15 protein-coding genes are annotated in these 14,675 nt (G+C 62.8%); 4 read left to right on the forward strand and 11 right to left on the reverse strand.

Annotated features, from left to right (window positions below; translation table 11 throughout):
- The first annotated feature begins 152 nt into the window (after nucleotides 1-152).
- From AC2T9U_RS10390 to AC2T9U_RS10405, 4 genes are all read left to right on the forward strand, one after another.
- A complete protein-coding gene (locus tag AC2T9U_RS10390; protein WP_493696046.1) occupies nucleotides 153-1,361 on the forward strand; it encodes an acyltransferase family protein in 1,209 nt (402 codons plus the stop codon).
- Between the two features lie 9 nt (nucleotides 1,362-1,370).
- Nucleotides 1,371-2,639: an AMP-binding protein gene (locus AC2T9U_RS10395; protein WP_493696047.1), complete on the forward strand. Its 1,269-nt coding sequence runs from the start codon at nucleotides 1,371-1,373 to the stop codon at nucleotides 2,637-2,639.
- 41 nt (nucleotides 2,640-2,680) lie between these two features.
- Nucleotides 2,681-2,920, forward strand: coding sequence for a PLDc N-terminal domain-containing protein (locus tag AC2T9U_RS10400; RefSeq protein ID WP_493696048.1), 240 nt, complete (start codon nucleotides 2,681-2,683; stop codon nucleotides 2,918-2,920).
- 108 nt (nucleotides 2,921-3,028) lie between these two features.
- Nucleotides 3,029-3,925, forward strand: a complete 897-nt coding sequence (locus tag AC2T9U_RS10405; protein ID WP_493696049.1) for a 1,4-dihydroxy-2-naphthoate polyprenyltransferase — start codon at nucleotides 3,029-3,031, stop codon at nucleotides 3,923-3,925.
- Here the strand turns inward: AC2T9U_RS10405 and AC2T9U_RS10410 are convergent, their stop codons facing one another.
- The 11 genes from AC2T9U_RS10410 to AC2T9U_RS10460 all read right to left on the reverse strand — a co-directional run bounded on the left by AC2T9U_RS10410 (nucleotide 3,926) and on the right by AC2T9U_RS10460 (nucleotide 14,569).
- The gene (locus AC2T9U_RS10410; protein ID WP_493696050.1) at nucleotides 3,926-4,207 is read right to left on the reverse strand and encodes a DUF4229 domain-containing protein; all 282 of its coding nucleotides are present in this window, start codon (nucleotides 4,205-4,207) and stop codon (nucleotides 3,926-3,928) included.
- Between the two features lie 5 nt (nucleotides 4,208-4,212).
- Entirely contained in the window at nucleotides 4,213-5,283 is a 1,071-nt protein-coding gene (ccsB, locus tag AC2T9U_RS10415; protein WP_493696051.1) for a c-type cytochrome biogenesis protein CcsB, read from the reverse strand.
- Nucleotides 5,283-6,905, reverse strand: coding sequence for a cytochrome c biogenesis protein ResB (gene resB, locus AC2T9U_RS10420; RefSeq protein ID WP_493696052.1), 1,623 nt, complete (start codon nucleotides 6,903-6,905; stop codon nucleotides 5,283-5,285). Before resB ends, ccsB begins: the two co-directional genes overlap by 1 nt.
- 36 nt (nucleotides 6,906-6,941) lie before the next feature.
- Nucleotides 6,942-7,706 (reverse strand): cytochrome c biogenesis CcdA family protein, encoded by a 765-nt coding sequence (locus AC2T9U_RS10425; protein WP_493696053.1) that lies wholly within the window; start codon nucleotides 7,704-7,706, stop codon nucleotides 6,942-6,944.
- Nucleotides 7,703-8,305: a TlpA family protein disulfide reductase gene (locus AC2T9U_RS10430; protein WP_493696054.1), complete on the reverse strand. Its 603-nt coding sequence runs from the start codon at nucleotides 8,303-8,305 to the stop codon at nucleotides 7,703-7,705. Before AC2T9U_RS10430 ends, AC2T9U_RS10425 begins: the two co-directional genes overlap by 4 nt.
- Nucleotides 8,302-8,973 carry a histidine phosphatase family protein gene (locus AC2T9U_RS10435; RefSeq protein WP_493696055.1) on the reverse strand — a complete coding sequence of 224 codons (672 nt, stop codon included), beginning with the start codon at nucleotides 8,971-8,973 and terminating at the stop codon, nucleotides 8,302-8,304. Before AC2T9U_RS10435 ends, AC2T9U_RS10430 begins: the two co-directional genes overlap by 4 nt.
- A gap of 30 nt (nucleotides 8,974-9,003) precedes the next feature.
- Nucleotides 9,004-10,326 carry a glutamate-1-semialdehyde 2,1-aminomutase gene (hemL, locus tag AC2T9U_RS10440; RefSeq protein WP_493696056.1) on the reverse strand — a complete coding sequence of 441 codons (1,323 nt, stop codon included), beginning with the start codon at nucleotides 10,324-10,326 and terminating at the stop codon, nucleotides 9,004-9,006.
- Nucleotides 10,327-10,415: 89 nt separating this feature from the next.
- Complete coding sequence (gene hemB, locus AC2T9U_RS10445; RefSeq protein ID WP_115028974.1) at nucleotides 10,416-11,414, reverse strand: porphobilinogen synthase; 999 nt, start codon at nucleotides 11,412-11,414, stop codon at nucleotides 10,416-10,418.
- Nucleotides 11,411-12,256: a uroporphyrinogen-III synthase gene (locus tag AC2T9U_RS10450; RefSeq protein WP_493696057.1), complete on the reverse strand. Its 846-nt coding sequence runs from the start codon at nucleotides 12,254-12,256 to the stop codon at nucleotides 11,411-11,413. Before AC2T9U_RS10450 ends, hemB begins: the two co-directional genes overlap by 4 nt.
- A gap of 1 nt (nucleotide 12,257) precedes the next feature.
- Nucleotides 12,258-13,214 (reverse strand): hydroxymethylbilane synthase, encoded by a 957-nt coding sequence (gene hemC, locus AC2T9U_RS10455; RefSeq protein WP_493696058.1) that lies wholly within the window; start codon nucleotides 13,212-13,214, stop codon nucleotides 12,258-12,260.
- Nucleotides 13,211-14,569, reverse strand: coding sequence for a glutamyl-tRNA reductase (locus AC2T9U_RS10460; RefSeq protein ID WP_493696059.1), 1,359 nt, complete (start codon nucleotides 14,567-14,569; stop codon nucleotides 13,211-13,213). Before AC2T9U_RS10460 ends, hemC begins: the two co-directional genes overlap by 4 nt.
- Between the last annotated feature and the right edge of the window lie 106 nt (nucleotides 14,570-14,675).

The following is a 14,675-nucleotide window of genomic DNA, read 5'->3' on the forward strand; positions in this document are numbered from 1 at the left end:
GCTCATTTGCCGCACCGCACCCCACATCCGTAGCGTCAGCACCAACTCCCCTAACAAAACCCCACAGCAGCCCCACCGACGCGGCCTGCCTAGGATGAACCCCGCCCCCCAACGCACCCGCACCAACACACCGAGAGGGAACCCCAACCGACGTGAGCAGTCACGCCACCTCACCGTCTCCACACCCCTCCCCCACCCCCACAACACCACCACGACTCCGCTGGATCGACGCCTCACGCGCCGTCGCAGTCATCCTCGTCGTCCTCTTCCACGTCACCATCGGCCACTACTACCTCATGGCCTGGGTCGGCGGACTCGAAACCGGACGATGGGCACGCATCAACCAAATCCTCTCCATCATCCGCATGCCCCTGCTATTCGCCCTCTCCGGCGTACTCGCATCCGGAAAAATCCACCGAGGATTCCGCCGCGGCAAAGCCATCCTCGGCGCCGCCACCAACTACTGGCTCTACACCATCTGGCTCATCACCTACGGCATCTTCATCCTCTGCATGCCACCAGACTTCCCCACCCCCCACAAAGTCGCTTCCCTCGACCAGTGGCTCATCCAACTCTGGCTCCCCAACACCTACCTCTGGTACCTCTTCGCCCTATCCACCTACATCCTCCTCTTCACCGCACTACGACGCGTACCCCCCTGGATCACCCTCACCACACTCTTCATCCTCCACCTCATCGCCGTCCAAGCCTGGTCCCTCGAAAGCGCACTCTGGACCCGAGCCTTCACCTACGCCATCTTCTTCGGCCTAGGCGTACACGGCCGCACCATCCTCACCCGCATGGCAAGCAGCCCACCCCTCACCATCCTCACCGCCATCACCTCCTGGGCCATCTACCAACCCATCGGCATGACCCGACTCCTCAGCCTCGCCCCACCCGGCCCCGGCTACGCCACCCTCATCGCCCTCCTCTACATCGCCCTCGGCCTGACCGCAGTCGGCTTCGTCGGATGCCTCGTCCGCATCCCCCACCTAGCAACCCCCCTGACCTACCTCGGCCACCACACCCTCGGCATCTACACCCTCCACATCCCCCTAGCCACCATCCTCAACCTCATCACCCTCGGCCTAAGCACCGGACTCGGCAGCACCATCCGCAGCATCCCCTGCGCCGTTTTCCTCTACCCCATCCTCGCCACCACCATCGTCATCGCCGGATGCGTCCTCCTAGAAAAAATCCTCCGCCGCATCCCCACCCTCGCCTTCCTCTTCACCCTCCCCAAACCCCTCGCCAAAGCATGCGAACACCTACGCACCACCCTCAACAACACCACCCCCACCCGAAAAAACAACACAACCACCACCCCCCAACCCCGCCCCCATCCACCCGCACATGAGTAGGGTGACCCCGTGCCGGAACCCACAACCACCACCCCCATAACCCCCCTCACCATTCCCACCCACGGCGACCTCACCCCCACCTACACCACCCTCCGACACGCCCTCGACGGAAACACCCCCCTCCTCATCCCCACCGCCCCCGGCCACACACCCCCCACCACAGCAACCACCGCAACCAACCTCCCACCCCAAGCCACCCTCGCCATCTCCACCTCCGGATCAACAGGAACCCCCAAACTCGCCACCTGCACCGCCACAGCACTCCATGCCTCCATCACCGCCACCGAACACGCCCTCGGTGGCCCCGGCCAATGGATCCTCACCCTCCCACCCCACCACATCGCAGGACTGCAAGTAATCCTGCGATCCCTCGCAGCAGGCCACAACCCCATCCCCATCCACCGCACCACCAGCTTCACTGCCACACACCTGGCCACCGCCCTCCACCAAGCCCAAACCACCACCCCCAACACCCCCCACTACACCTCACTCGTCCCCACCCAACTCGCCCGACTACTAAACACCACCGAAGGCATCACCACACTGCGCCAACTCGACGCCATCCTCGTCGGCGGCGCAGCAACCCCCACCGAACTCATCAACCGCGCCAAAGACCACAACATCAACCTCATCACCACATACGGCATGAGCGAAACCTGCGGCGGCTGCGTCTACAACGGCCACCCCATCGGCGACACCACCATCACCTTCACAAACAACACCACCACCCCCACACGCATCCAACTCACAGGCACCCACATCGCCCACGGATACCTCAACCCCACCGACAACCCCACCACCCTCACACTCAACACCAACACACCCTTCACACACCACCCCAACGGCACCCGCACATACCTCACCGACGACATCGGACACATCAACCCCGACGGCACCCTCACCCTCGAAGGCCGCACCGACGACATCATCAACACCGGCGGCCTCAAAGTCCTCCCCACCCACGTCGAAAAGGCCCTCGCCCCACACCTACCCCCCGGAACAACCATCCACGTCACCGGAATACCCCACCCCGAATGGGGAACCACCGTCGCCGCAGCCTTCGCCCCCACCAACCCCACCCACATCAAACACCTTCAACAACTCATCCCCACCGCACTGACCGCCGCCCGCGAAACCCTCCCCCCACACGCCATCCCCCGCCACACCATCGTCCTACCCCACCTACCCCAACGCGGCCCCGGCAAACCCGACCGCGCCGCCATCCGCAACACCCTCATCCGCACACAACCCCGCCCTGAAAACCCCATGCCAGAATGAACCCCACCCCACACCCACCGGCGAAAAGAACGGAAAACGTTGTGATCCGGGTAATCGGCACTCTGCTCATCCTCGCCTACAGCATCTACACCCTCGTCGACTGCCTCAACACCGACGAACAACACATCCGCGCCCTGCCCAAACCCCTCTGGGCACTCGGAATCTGCCTCTTCCCCATCGTTGGAAGCACCGCCTGGTGGCTCGCCGGACGCCCACAACGCCCCCGCCCACAACGACCTATCGGCCCCGACGACGACCCCGATTTCCTCCGCGGTCTCTAACCTCACGCACCACCACCGCACACCACACTCGCCCACACGCCACAATGGCTACCTCCAACCGAACAGCACACCAAGCAATCTGACTAGCCACACAAGGATTCACACCCCATGGCCACGTACAAGGAATGGGTCCAAGGTGCACGCCCCCGCACCCTGCCCGCAGCCGTAGCGCCCGTTGTCATCGGCGCAGGATCCGCCTACGCGGTCGACCGAGGAATCTTCCCCTTCGCCGTACTAGCCCTACTCGTCGCCCTCGCCCTACAAATCGGCGTCAACTACGCCAACGACTACTCGGACGGCATCCGCGGCACCGACGACACCAACGTACGTATCGGCCCAATCCGCCTCGTCGGTCAAGGACTCGCCACACCCCAAGCAGTCAAAAACGCAGCATTCATCTCCTTCGGCGTCGCAGCATTCTTCGGCTTAGCCCTCGTCGCATTCGCCAACACCCTATGGATGATCGGCGTCGGCCTGCTCGCCATCATCGCCGCCTGGTTCTACACCGGAGGTAAAAAACCCTACGGATACCTCGGACTCGGCGAAGTCATGGTCTTCATATTTTTCGGACTCGTCGCCACCTTGGGAACCACCTACACCCAAACCCTCTACATCACCCCGGCCTCCATCGCCGGAGCAGTCGGCGTCGGCTCGCTCTCCTGCGCAATCCTCATGGTCAATAACCTCCGAGACATCCACACAGACCCCGGCGCAGGAAAAATCACCCTGGCAGTCCGCCTCGGAGAACCCGGCGCACGCTTGGCCTACGCAGGCATGATCGCCGTCGCAGCAATCTGCTCACTTATCGCTGGTTTCTTCCACCCAGGTGCCTGGTTCTGCCTCATCACCTTCGTTTACATCATCCCCGGCGTACGCCAAGTACTACGCGGATCCAGCGGTCGTGATCTCATCACCGTCCTGGGCCGCACCGGAAAATTCACTCTCATCTACGGCATTTTCCTAGGCCTGGGCATGGCCATCTGGCGTCTACCCGCTATCGGCTAATCAGCGGAACGAATCCGCCTCAGAATCTTCCTCAGCAGAAGACTGATCTATCTGAGCCCGCCGCTCGGCTTTCTCTTGCCGGCGACGCTCAACTCGTTCAGCCACATCAACTGCAAAGCGATCCCGCAACTTGCCCAAAGTAAACAACGAAATCAACATCGAAACCGTGGCGGCCACCAACAGCAGCACTAGTGGGTCTTTAAGACCCACTAGCCAGAGAATCAACAGGCACGCAAGGAAAATGCTGATCCGAGCGAAGGAATAAACAATAGAAGGACGCATATCAATCACAGCCCCGAGTAAGAGTGCATGCCTGGGAAAAACATGTTCACGATGGTGAAGTTCACAATAATCGCCATGTAGCCGATCACAGCGATGACGTTCGACCTTTTCAAACTCCATCCACTTGTGGCGCGAGAGTGCAAATAAGCCGCGTAGATCACCCAGATGACAAAAGTCCATACCTCTTTGGGGTCCCAGCTCCAATAGACGCCCCAGGCTTTCTGCCCCCAGATTGCCCCTGCAATGAGTGTGAAAGTCCACAACGGGAACGCAGTGATGTGCAGGGCGTAAGAGGCCCGATCCAGAGCCGCGGAGTCTGGAAGCAGTGCGAGCAATGAGGCCTGCTTGCCTGTTCCTTCACGCAGTTTTCGTTCATGGCGAGCTTTAGCCAAATGAAGCAGCAACACCACGAATGCGAGCGTGAACACGGCTGTCGCCAAGATCGCGATCGGAACGTGAATAACCAGCCAGGTGGACTTCAATGATGGAACCAGTTCCGCTGCAGGGGCATACCACACTGTGATGGCAAGCCCGAGCATCAACAACACCGGCGTCACAACAAACACACCCATCCATTTGAGTGGTCGTTTCAGCCCCAATCCCAAAAAAACCGCCATAATGAGAAAAGCTGCGGCAACCGCGAACTCGAACATGTTCGATACAGGGGCTCGCTGTACGGAAAGGCCTCGTAGCACCATCGACACAAACAAGGTCATGGTGCCTAGCCACCCCAACATGGTTGCTATCGCACCGGAACGAGCATCAACTTCCTCAATTTTCCGGTTACTCAACTCCTCGACGGCTGAACCGTGCAGGATTCCCAATCCGCTCGAATCGAGAGAACCAATACCTAGGCGTTTTTCATTTTTGTCCGCTGTTCTGGCACCTTCGGGTGGAACCGGAGCATTCCCGGCGGTTACTGGTGTCTGTTCGTTTTCTGCTGTAACGCGGCTGCCTCCGGTAGCAGCGCGAGCCACCCCCAAGAAGATCGCGTATCCGATCATGGCGCAGGACAGCATGGCCATGGCGGCGTAGAGGGCGTAGTTGGACAGCAACGCGAGCTGCTGATTCGTCATCATGCCTGCCTCGGTGTGTTGGGGTGGCCGTTGGTAGTTTTCGTTTCTTTGGCTTCTACAGCTGCGCAGAGCCTGTGCGCCAGTTCAGTTATCGCGTCGTTCAGTAGAGGGTCTTCGCCGCGGGCGAGGCCACCGACGTGAACGGTGTTGTGTGTGGAGCCATTGTCGGTGGTGTCCGTAGTGACGCGGATGTAGACGCGTCGACGGCGAACGGTAAGAGAGATCATCAAGCCGATCAGTGCGACAAGGGAGGACACGAGTGCGAGAGTTTTGCCTGGATCGTAGCGGGTGGATAGGCCTGCCCAGCGAGGGATGTTTTGTTCAAGGGTGACGCTGCCCAGGTTGTTGGGCAGTTGCACGGTGTCACCGGGGCGTAGCCAGAGTTGGGCTGGTTTGCCGTCGGCGTTTTTTACTTTGGTCATGCGGGTGGTGTCCAGGCTGTAGACGGATTGAGGGCCACCGGAGTAGAGGTCACCGGTGTAAACGTCTAGTACTAGGAGGGGGTTTTCGAGGTCGGGGTAGACAGATACGGGACCGTTTTTATCGGTGAAAGCACTGGGTAGGAGCACTCCGGTGAATCCGAGTTGTTTGGGCTGTGCGCCTACGACTTTGACGGCTCCAGTGGAGGTGTAGACGCCGTCTTGGGGCAGGAAGGGTGTGGATTGTCGATAGAGCACCTCGCCATCTGGATTCCGGACAGTGATGGTGGGGGCGTACCCGTTGCCGAGGAGATACGTCCAGGCGTCTCCGAATTGGAGGGGTGCGTTGACTGCGAGGGGTTTTTTGCTGGTTGTTCCATCAGGCATGGTGATGGTGGTTTGGGCGGAGAAGTCACGAGCCTGGCCGAATTGGGGGGCGTCTGGGCGATCTTGGAACTTGACGTGAAGTGAGTCGATGCGCAGTTGCCAGGGGTCGAGGGTGTTGGGGTTGACCCATGGTCCGGGCGCGAAGGTGTCGTAGCTGGAGACGTCGTTGACGAAGCCGGTGCCGACGGGGACGATGCGGTCTGCTTTCCAGCCGACGAGGTATCCGATGGCCAGGGCCACGATGACGACAACTAGGCCCAGGTGGAAGGCGATGTTTCCGGTTTCGCGTAGGTGGCCGCGTTCGGCGGCGATGGAGCGGTCTTCGTCTGCGGGGCGCATGCGGAATCGGGCTTTTCCGAGCATGACGCGGGCGATGTGGAGGATGTCTTCTTCGCTGGCTGTGGTGGTGAAAGAGCTGTAGGCGGGTAGCCGGTTGAGGTTTCGTGGAGTGCGCGGTGGTAGGGAGCGCAGCGCTTTTATATGTGCGCCGATGCGGGGAATGATGCAGCCGATGAGGCTGAGGACGAGCAGGAGATAGATAGCGGAGAACCAGGGGGATATGAATACGTCGAAGAGTCCGACTGTGTCGAATATGGCGCCGATGGTGGGTCGTTGGTTGATCCATTGGGTGACGGCAACGGCGTTGGTGGTGCGTTGGGGGAGCATGGAGCCGGGGATGGCTGCGACGGCGATCAGCAGAAGTAGGAAGAGTGCCGTGCGCATGGATGTGATTTGTCGCCAGGCCCAGCGTGCCCATCCTCGTGGGCCGAGGCGTGGCTGGGAGCTGGGGGCTTGGGGTGGGGTGTGAGTGCTCATGTCCTGTTCCCGTTGCTGCCTGCCGGGGGCTGGGTGTTAGAGGGCGGTCTGGAATCGGTTGACGAGGGTGGTTTGGAGGTAGTGGACGATAGTGTCCCATGCTCCGGTGAGCAGGAGCAGTCCGACGGTGAGCAGGAGCAGTCCTCCGGCGATGTGGATTGCGTGTTGGTGGCGGCGGAGCCAGGTGGAGGCGGTGAGGGCGTGTTGCCAGCCTGCGGCGATGAGCAGGAATGGGATGCCTAGTCCTGCGCAGTAGGCGATTCCTAGGAGTGCGCCGCGGGTGATGAGTCCGGTGTCACCGGCGAGGTTGGTGGCTAGTGCGTAGATGACGGCGTAGGTGGGGCCCATGCAGGGCGCCCAGCCTAGGCCGAAGATGATGCCGAGCAGGGGGGCGCCGGCTAGGCCGGTGCGTGGTCGCCAGCTGGGTGTGTAGGTGCGTTGGGTGCCGAAGCCAAGGAAGATGAGGGCGAAGGCGATGATGATGATGCCGCCGAGGCGGGTGAGCCAGGGGGTGTAGTTGTGTAGGGCTGCGCCTGCTGCGGAGGCCAGGAGTGTGCCGGTGATGAAGACGGTGCTGAATCCGAGGACGAATAGCGCGGCGCCCAGGAGGGTGCGGTTTCGGATTGGGGTGGGCTGGTTGGGGGTGTTGGTGGTGTGAGCGATGCCGCCGACGTATCCGAGGAATCCTGGGACGAGGGGTAGGACGCAGGGGGATGCGAAAGAGATGCTTCCTGCAGCGAGGGATATGGTCAGGGCGAGGAGCAGGTTGCCGTCGGCGAGGACCTGTGTGAGGTCTGTCATGTGTTTTTTCCGTTGCGGACGTCGTCGATGAGTCCGGTGAGGGTTGAGGCGGTGGTGAGGGCTCCGGAGATGCGTGCGGCGACGCGGCCTTGGGTGTCGATGACCAGGGTGGTGGGGGTGGCGTTGGCTAGGCCGTTGAGTGAGGAGGCGAGTTTGCGTTCGGGGTCGGTGAGTGAGGGGTAGGTCAGGCCCCATGCTTTGGCTGCTGCGGAGCCGGTTTCTGGGCTTTCACCGACGTTGATTCCGATGAATTGGATGTTGGGGTCTTTGTTGTAGGGGGCGTGTGCTTTTTCGAGTTGGGGTGCTTCGTTTTGGCAGGGTTGGCACCAGGATCCCCAGATGTTGAGGACGGTGATTTTTCCGCGGTTGTCGGTGATGTTCCAGGGGGTGCCGTCGAGGAGTTTTCCGTTGAGGGTGATGGGGGTTTTGCGTTGGTCGGCGGGTAGGCGTTGTACGGCGCCGTCTCCGGTGACGTAGCCGAGGTCGTCGCCGCGGCGGGCTTGGTTGGCGATGGTGTTGCCGCTGGTGCTGCAGGCGGTGAGGGTGGTGAGGGTAGCGGTGAGGAGAAGGGTGGTGAGGGTGCGTGGGGTGTTTTTCATGCGCCGACTCCTCCGGTGGATCCGGGGTAGAGTTCGGCGGCTGGTTCGCTGTAGGCGATGGCGATGATTTCGTGGTCGCGCAGGGTGAAGCTGGTGATGGAGGCGAGGCCGCATTCGCGTTTGCGGGGGTCGTGCCATAGGCGGCGGCCTTCGACGGATAGGCGCAGTTCCCAGATGGGGAGTTGGTGGGAGACGGCGACGACGTCGGCTCCGTCAGCGAGTCGGTGGGAGGCTTCGACGGCGGCGTGGAGGGCTTCGCGCATGCGGGTGGCGAGGTGGGTGTAGGGCTCGCCCCAGGAGGGGCGGAAGGGGTTGCGGATAAGTTTCCAGGTGGCGGGGTTGCGCAGGGAGGCTTGTCCTTGGCCGAATTTATGTCCTTCGAAGGAGTTTTGGGCTTCGATGATGCGGGGGTCGGTGTAGATGGGCAGGTTGTGGTTGGCGGCGACGGGTTGGGCGGTTTCTTGGGCGCGTTCTAGCGGTGAGGAGACGACCAAGCCAATGGGGAAGTTGCGGAGGGATTGTGCTGCGAGTTCTGCCATGGCGTGGCCGCGTTCGGAGAGGTGGTAGTTGGGCAGGCGGCCGTAGATGATGCGTGCCGGGTTGTAGACCTCGCCGTGTCGCAGGAAGTGCACCGTAGTTTCGCGGCTGCTCTTGCTGCTTGTGCTCATCGTTGACGCCTTTCGTGCCGGTTTGTGGGGTCAGTTGGTGGTTGCTTGTGCGGCTGCGTTGGCTGCGGCGGGTAGGGCGGTAATGATCTGGTCGATGGCGGTGTCGTCGTGGGCTGCGCTGACGAACCAAGTTTCGTATGCGGAAGGGGGTAGGTGGACGCCGCTGCTGAGGAGGCTGTGGAAGAAGGCGGCGAAGGCGTGGGTGTTTTGGGTGCTGGCCTCGGCGTAGTTGCGGACTTCGCCTTCGCGGAAGAAGACGGAGAACATGGATCCTGCCCATTGGATGTGGTGTGGGACGCCTGCGGTGGTGAGTGCTTGGCTGGTGGCGTTGGCGATGGTGGTGGCGGTGGTGTGGATGCGGGTGTAGAGGTCTGGGGTGCAGGCGCGGAGTGTGGCTAGGCCTGCTGCTGAGGCGATGGGGTTTCCGGACAGGGTGCCTGCTTGGTAGACGGGGCCGTTGGGTGCCAGGTGGGCCATGTGTTCGGCTTTGCCGCCGAAGGCTGCTGCGGGGAAGCCTCCGCCCATGACTTTGCCGAAGGTGAACAGGTCGGGGGCTCCGGAGGCGGTGGGACCTTCATGGCCGTACCAGCCTGCGGCGGATACGCGGAAGCCGGTCATGACTTCGTCGGAAATCATCAGGGCACCGTGTTGGCGGGTGATGGATCGAATGGTTTCGGTGAATCCGTCGGCGGGTGGGACGACTCCCATGTTGCCTGGGCAGGCTTCGGTGATGACGCAGGCGATGTCGTCGCCGTGGTTGGCGAAGGCTTCGTGGAGGGCTTGGGGGTTGTTGTAGGGAAGGACGATGGTTTCGGCGGCGGCGGTGGCTGGGACGCCTGCAGAGTCAGGTAGGGCGAGGGTGGCGATGCCTGAGCCTGCGTGTGCGAGGAGGGCGTCGACGTGGCCGTGGTAGTGGCCGGCGAATTTGACGATTTTGGAGCGTCCGGTGATGCCTCGGGCGAGGCGGACTGCGCTCATGGTTGCCTCGGTGCCGGAGTTGACGAGGCGGACTTGTTCGACCGGTTCGACGCGGGCGACGATTTCTTCGGCGAGAGCGACTTCGTTTTCGCTGGGGGTGCCGAAGCTGAAGCCTTTGTGGGCTGCGGTGGTGACGGCTTGGAGGACGTCGGGGTGTGCGTGGCCGAGGATCATTGGTCCCCAGGAGCAGACGAGGTCGACGTAGCGGCGTCCGTCGGCGTCGATGAGATAGGGGCCGGAGGCGCTTTCCATGAACCGTGGAGTGCCGCCGACGGCGCGGTAGGCGCGTACGGGTGAGTTGACGCCGCCGGGGATGACTGCGCTGGCGCGGTCGAGGAGGTGTTCGGAGGCGGGGGCGGTCATGGGGTAAGGCATGGCCCCATCATGCCGCACGTGTAGCTGGGGGTCAGTTCTGCGTGTGATTGTGGTGTGTGTTGGGGTGGCTGTTGTTGGGGTGTGGGGGGTTATCCGAGCAGGTGGGCGGCGTGGAGGGCGTGGTAGGTGAGGATGGAGCCGGCTCCGGCGCGGTTGAGGCAGGTGAGTGATTCGAGGATGGCGCGGTCGCGGTCAATCCAGCCGTTGGCTGCGGCGGCTTCGAGCATGGCGTATTCGCCGGAGACTTGGTAAGAGCAGACGGGGACGTTGACGTTGGCTGCAATGGTGGCGAGGACGTCGAGGTAGGGCATGCCGGGTTTGACCATGACGATGTCGGCGCCTTGTTCGATGTCGAGTTCGGTTTCGAGGAGGGATTCGGCGATGTTGGCTGGGTCTTGTTGGTAGGTTTTGCGGTCGCCGGTCAGGGATGAGGAGACAGCTTCGCGGAAGGGTCCGTAGTAGGCGGAGGCGTATTTGGCGGAGTAGGCGAGGATGATGGTGTCGGTGTGTCCGGCTTGGTCGAGGGCGTCGCGGATGACACCGATTTGGCCGTCCATCATTCCGGAGGGGCCGACGATGTGGGCTCCTGCGTTGGCTTGGGATACGGCCATGGATGCGTAGCGTTCGAGGGTGGCGTCGTTGTCGACGTAGGTGTTTCCGCGGCTGTCTGTGGCTAGGACGCCGCAGTGTCCGTGGTCGGTGAATTCGTCGAGGCAGGTGTCGGCCATGACGAGTAGGTCATCGCCTACGGTGTCGCGGACGCGGGATAGTGCAGTGTTGAGGATGCCGTTGGGGTCGTCGGCGCCGGAGCCGGTGGCGTCTTTGTGTGTGGGGACGCCGAAGAGCATGATGCCGCCGATTCCGGCGTTTGCTGCTTCGCGGGCTGTGGTGAGTAGGGAGTCCATGCAGTGTTGGACGACTCCGGGCATGGAGGTGATGGCAGTGGGGTGGTCGGTGTCTTCGGCGATGAAGACGGGAAGGATGAGTTGGGCTGGGTGGAGTCGGGTTTCGGCGACGAGTCGGCGGATAGCAGGTGTGCTGCGTAGGCGGCGGGGGCGGCGGCGTAGGGGTTCGTGGTTGTCGTTCATGGTTTCTCCGGCTGCGTGGTGGTGTGGTTTTGGGTGTTTTTTGGGTGGGGTGGGTTGGTTTGCGCGTAGGTGGCGAGTGCTTCGACGAGTGCTTCGGAGGTTGCTTGTGGGGGGATGATGTCCACGCGTAGTCCTGCGTTGCGTGCGGCGGTGGCTGTGGAGGGACCGATGCAGGCGATGAGGGTGTTGGGGTGAGGTGGGCCGGTGAGTTTGATGAGGTTGTTGACGGTGGAGGCTGAGGTGAATAGGGCGGCGTGGTAGGAGCCGTTGGTGATGGCGTCGTGGATTTCTGGTGGGGGTGGGGGTGCGGCGGTGGTGCGGTAGGCGGTGACGTCGATGGGGTTCCAGCCGAGTTTGCGTAGGCCTTCGGGTAGGAGGGGTGGGGCGATGTCGGCGCGGGGTAGGAGGATGTCTGTGGGGGTGGTGGTGGCGGTGGGCCAGATGTCTAGGAGTCCGGCGGCGCTGAAGCGGTGGGGTGGGGTCAGGGTGGTGTTGATGCCCCAGGTGTTGAGGGCGGTGTGGGTGACGCCTCCGACGCAGGCAACGCGGGTGTGGGTGAAGTGGGTGTTGCTGGGTTGGTTGGGGTGGAGTTGTTCGAGGGTTTTTCGGGTGGCGGTGACGGCGTTGATGCTGGTGAAGATGGTCCAGGCGAATCGGCCGGTGGGCAGGGCGGCCAGTGCGTTGTGCAGGGGGGTTGGGTCTTGGGGTGGGGTGATGCAGATGGTGGGTACGGCGTGGCCGTGGGCGCCATGGCGGGCGAGGGCGCTGATGGTGGCGGCGGCTTGTTCGGGAGTTCTGGGGACGAGTACGCGCCAGCCGTGGAGTGCAGGTGGGGTGGTCACGTTAGTGCTGGGTGGGTTGTTCGGCCAGTACGTGTTCGCGTAGTTCGGTTCCGACGTCGATGGCGAGGCGTTCGGCTTGGCCGGCGGGAGCGGTGCGGCGTAGGCGGATGGGCCCGGTGGTGGTTTGGACGAAGGTGTCGAGCAGGATGTGGGGTTCGGTGTCGGTGTCTGGTGGGGTTATCCCAGTGGCGGTGGCGGCTGTGGTTGCGGTGAGGAGTTGGGCATAGACGCCGATGGGTGCGGTGCATCCGGCTTCGAGGGTGGCCAGTACGGTGCGTTCGATGTGTGTTTCGAGGCGGCTGGTGGGGTTGTCGATGAGGGCGAGGGCTTGGCGGATGTCGGTGCTGTCGCTGCGGCATTCGATGGCTAGGGCGCCTTGGCCTGCTGCGGGTAGGACTGTGTTGGTGGGGAGGTATTGGCTGATGCGGTCGGTGAGGCCGAGACGGCGGATTCCGGCTCCGGCGAGGATGACGGCATGGAGGCGGCCTTCGTCGACGTGGGCGATGCGGGTGCCGACGTTGCCGCGGATGGGTTTGAGGTTTAGGTCGGGACGGATGGCATGGAGCTGGGCGGCGCGGCGGGGTGAGCCGGTGCCGATGGTGGCGCCGTGTGGAAGTTCTTCGAGGGTTTCGTTGTGGGCGCTGATGAGTACGTCGCGGACGTCTTCGCGGGTGGGGATGGCGGCGATGGTCAGTCCGGTGTGGGGAGCGACGGGGAGGTCTTTGAGTGAGTGGACGGCGAAGTCAACGTCGCTGTTCAGGAGGCGGTGGCGTAGTGCGGAGGCGAAGACTCCGGTTCCGCCGATTTGGGTTAGGGGGGCCATGTTGATGTCGCCCTCGGTGATGACCTCGACGAGTTCGGATTCCACTCCGGCTTGAGCGAGTTGGTCTCGTACCCACCTGGATTGGGTGGTGGCGAGTGCGCTGCGGCGGGTTCCGAGCTTGAGGGTGTGGCTCAACGGTTCAGTCTCCTGGGGTCCATGATGGCTCCGGCGACTTCGCCGGGCATGGGTGCGCGAGGCCCTACGGTGGGCGGGGCCGAGACGGTGGCGGTTTCGGTGGCGTCGAGGTCGAAGAGTGCGCGGAGGGCTCCGGTGTAGTCACCGAGTGGTGATGATGCGAGTTCTTTGACGCGCACGGTGGGGGTGTGCAGGATTTTTGTGGCGACGCGGCGGACTGATTGTTCGATTTCGGCGCGGACTTTGGGGTCGAGGTCGGTGGGCAGTTTGGTTGCCAGTCGCGCGAGTTCTGCTTTGACGACGTCGGCGGATTGGCGTCGTAGCGCAGCGACGGTGGGGGCGACCTCGGATTGGCGTCGCATGAGCATGAATTCGGCGACTTCGGCGGTGACGAGGTCGGTTACTTCGGAAACAGCTGAGGCGGTGGCGTCTCCGCCGCGCAGGGATTCACCAATGACGGCGAGGTCTGCGACATAGGCGTGATCGGTGACTTCGGGAGCGATGTCGCGGGGTAGCGCGAGATCGAGATAGGCCTGTGGGCGGCCTTGGCGGGCTTGGGCGATGCGGGCGGCCATGTCGCCGGTGACGATGTGGTCGGTTGCGCCGGTGCAGGCAACGATGAGGTCGGCGCGGGTGAGGTGGGTGTCGAGGTCGCCCCAGTCGCCGCTGGTGAGGCCGAGTCCGGATGAGAGGTGGTCGGCTTTGGCCCGGGTGCGGTTGATTACTAGGACGTCAGTGATTCCTGCACGGACGAGGGTGGTGGCAGCCAGGGCACTGATGGCTCCGGCGCCCATGACAACGACGCGTTTGGTGCTGAGGTCGCCGATAGCTTGTGTGCATAGGTGCAGGCCGCGTTCAACTAGTGAGGGTCCTGCTTTATCGATAGCGGTGTCGGAGTGGGCTTTTTTCCCAACGCGTAGGGCTTGTTGGAAGAGGGTGTTGAGTACCGGGCCTGCTGTTTCGTGGCGTTGAGCGTCGGCGAGGGCTGCGCGCATTTGCCCAAGAATTTGGGCTTCACCGACGGCCATTGAGTCCAGTCCACAGGCGACGGAGAATGCGTGGGCTACGGCGCGGTCTTCGTAGTGGACGTATAGGTGGTCGGCCAGGTCGGCGCGGCAGACTCCGCTGGCTAGTTCAAGGGCGTCGCCGATGTCATCGATGGCTCCGTGGAAGGTGCGGGCTTCGGCATACACCTCGATGCGGTTGCAGGTGGTGATGAGTGCTGATTCGGCGATGTGTTGCGAGGAGCGCAGGCAGTCGCGGAGGGCAGCGATGCCGTTGGCGTCGAGGCTGGCGCGTTCCAAGAGGTCCAGCGGGGATGTGCGGTGAGACAGCCCCAACACGACAAGACTCACGTGTTGCTCCTCCTACGGCGTTTTCCCGAGTTGGTGTTCTCGGGGGCGGGCCCGGTGTGAGGGTCCGTTGGTTCTGCGACGGTCGTGCCTACTTTTGGCACTCTTC

Source organism: Dermatophilus sp. B7861-1 (genome assembly GCF_058996045.1).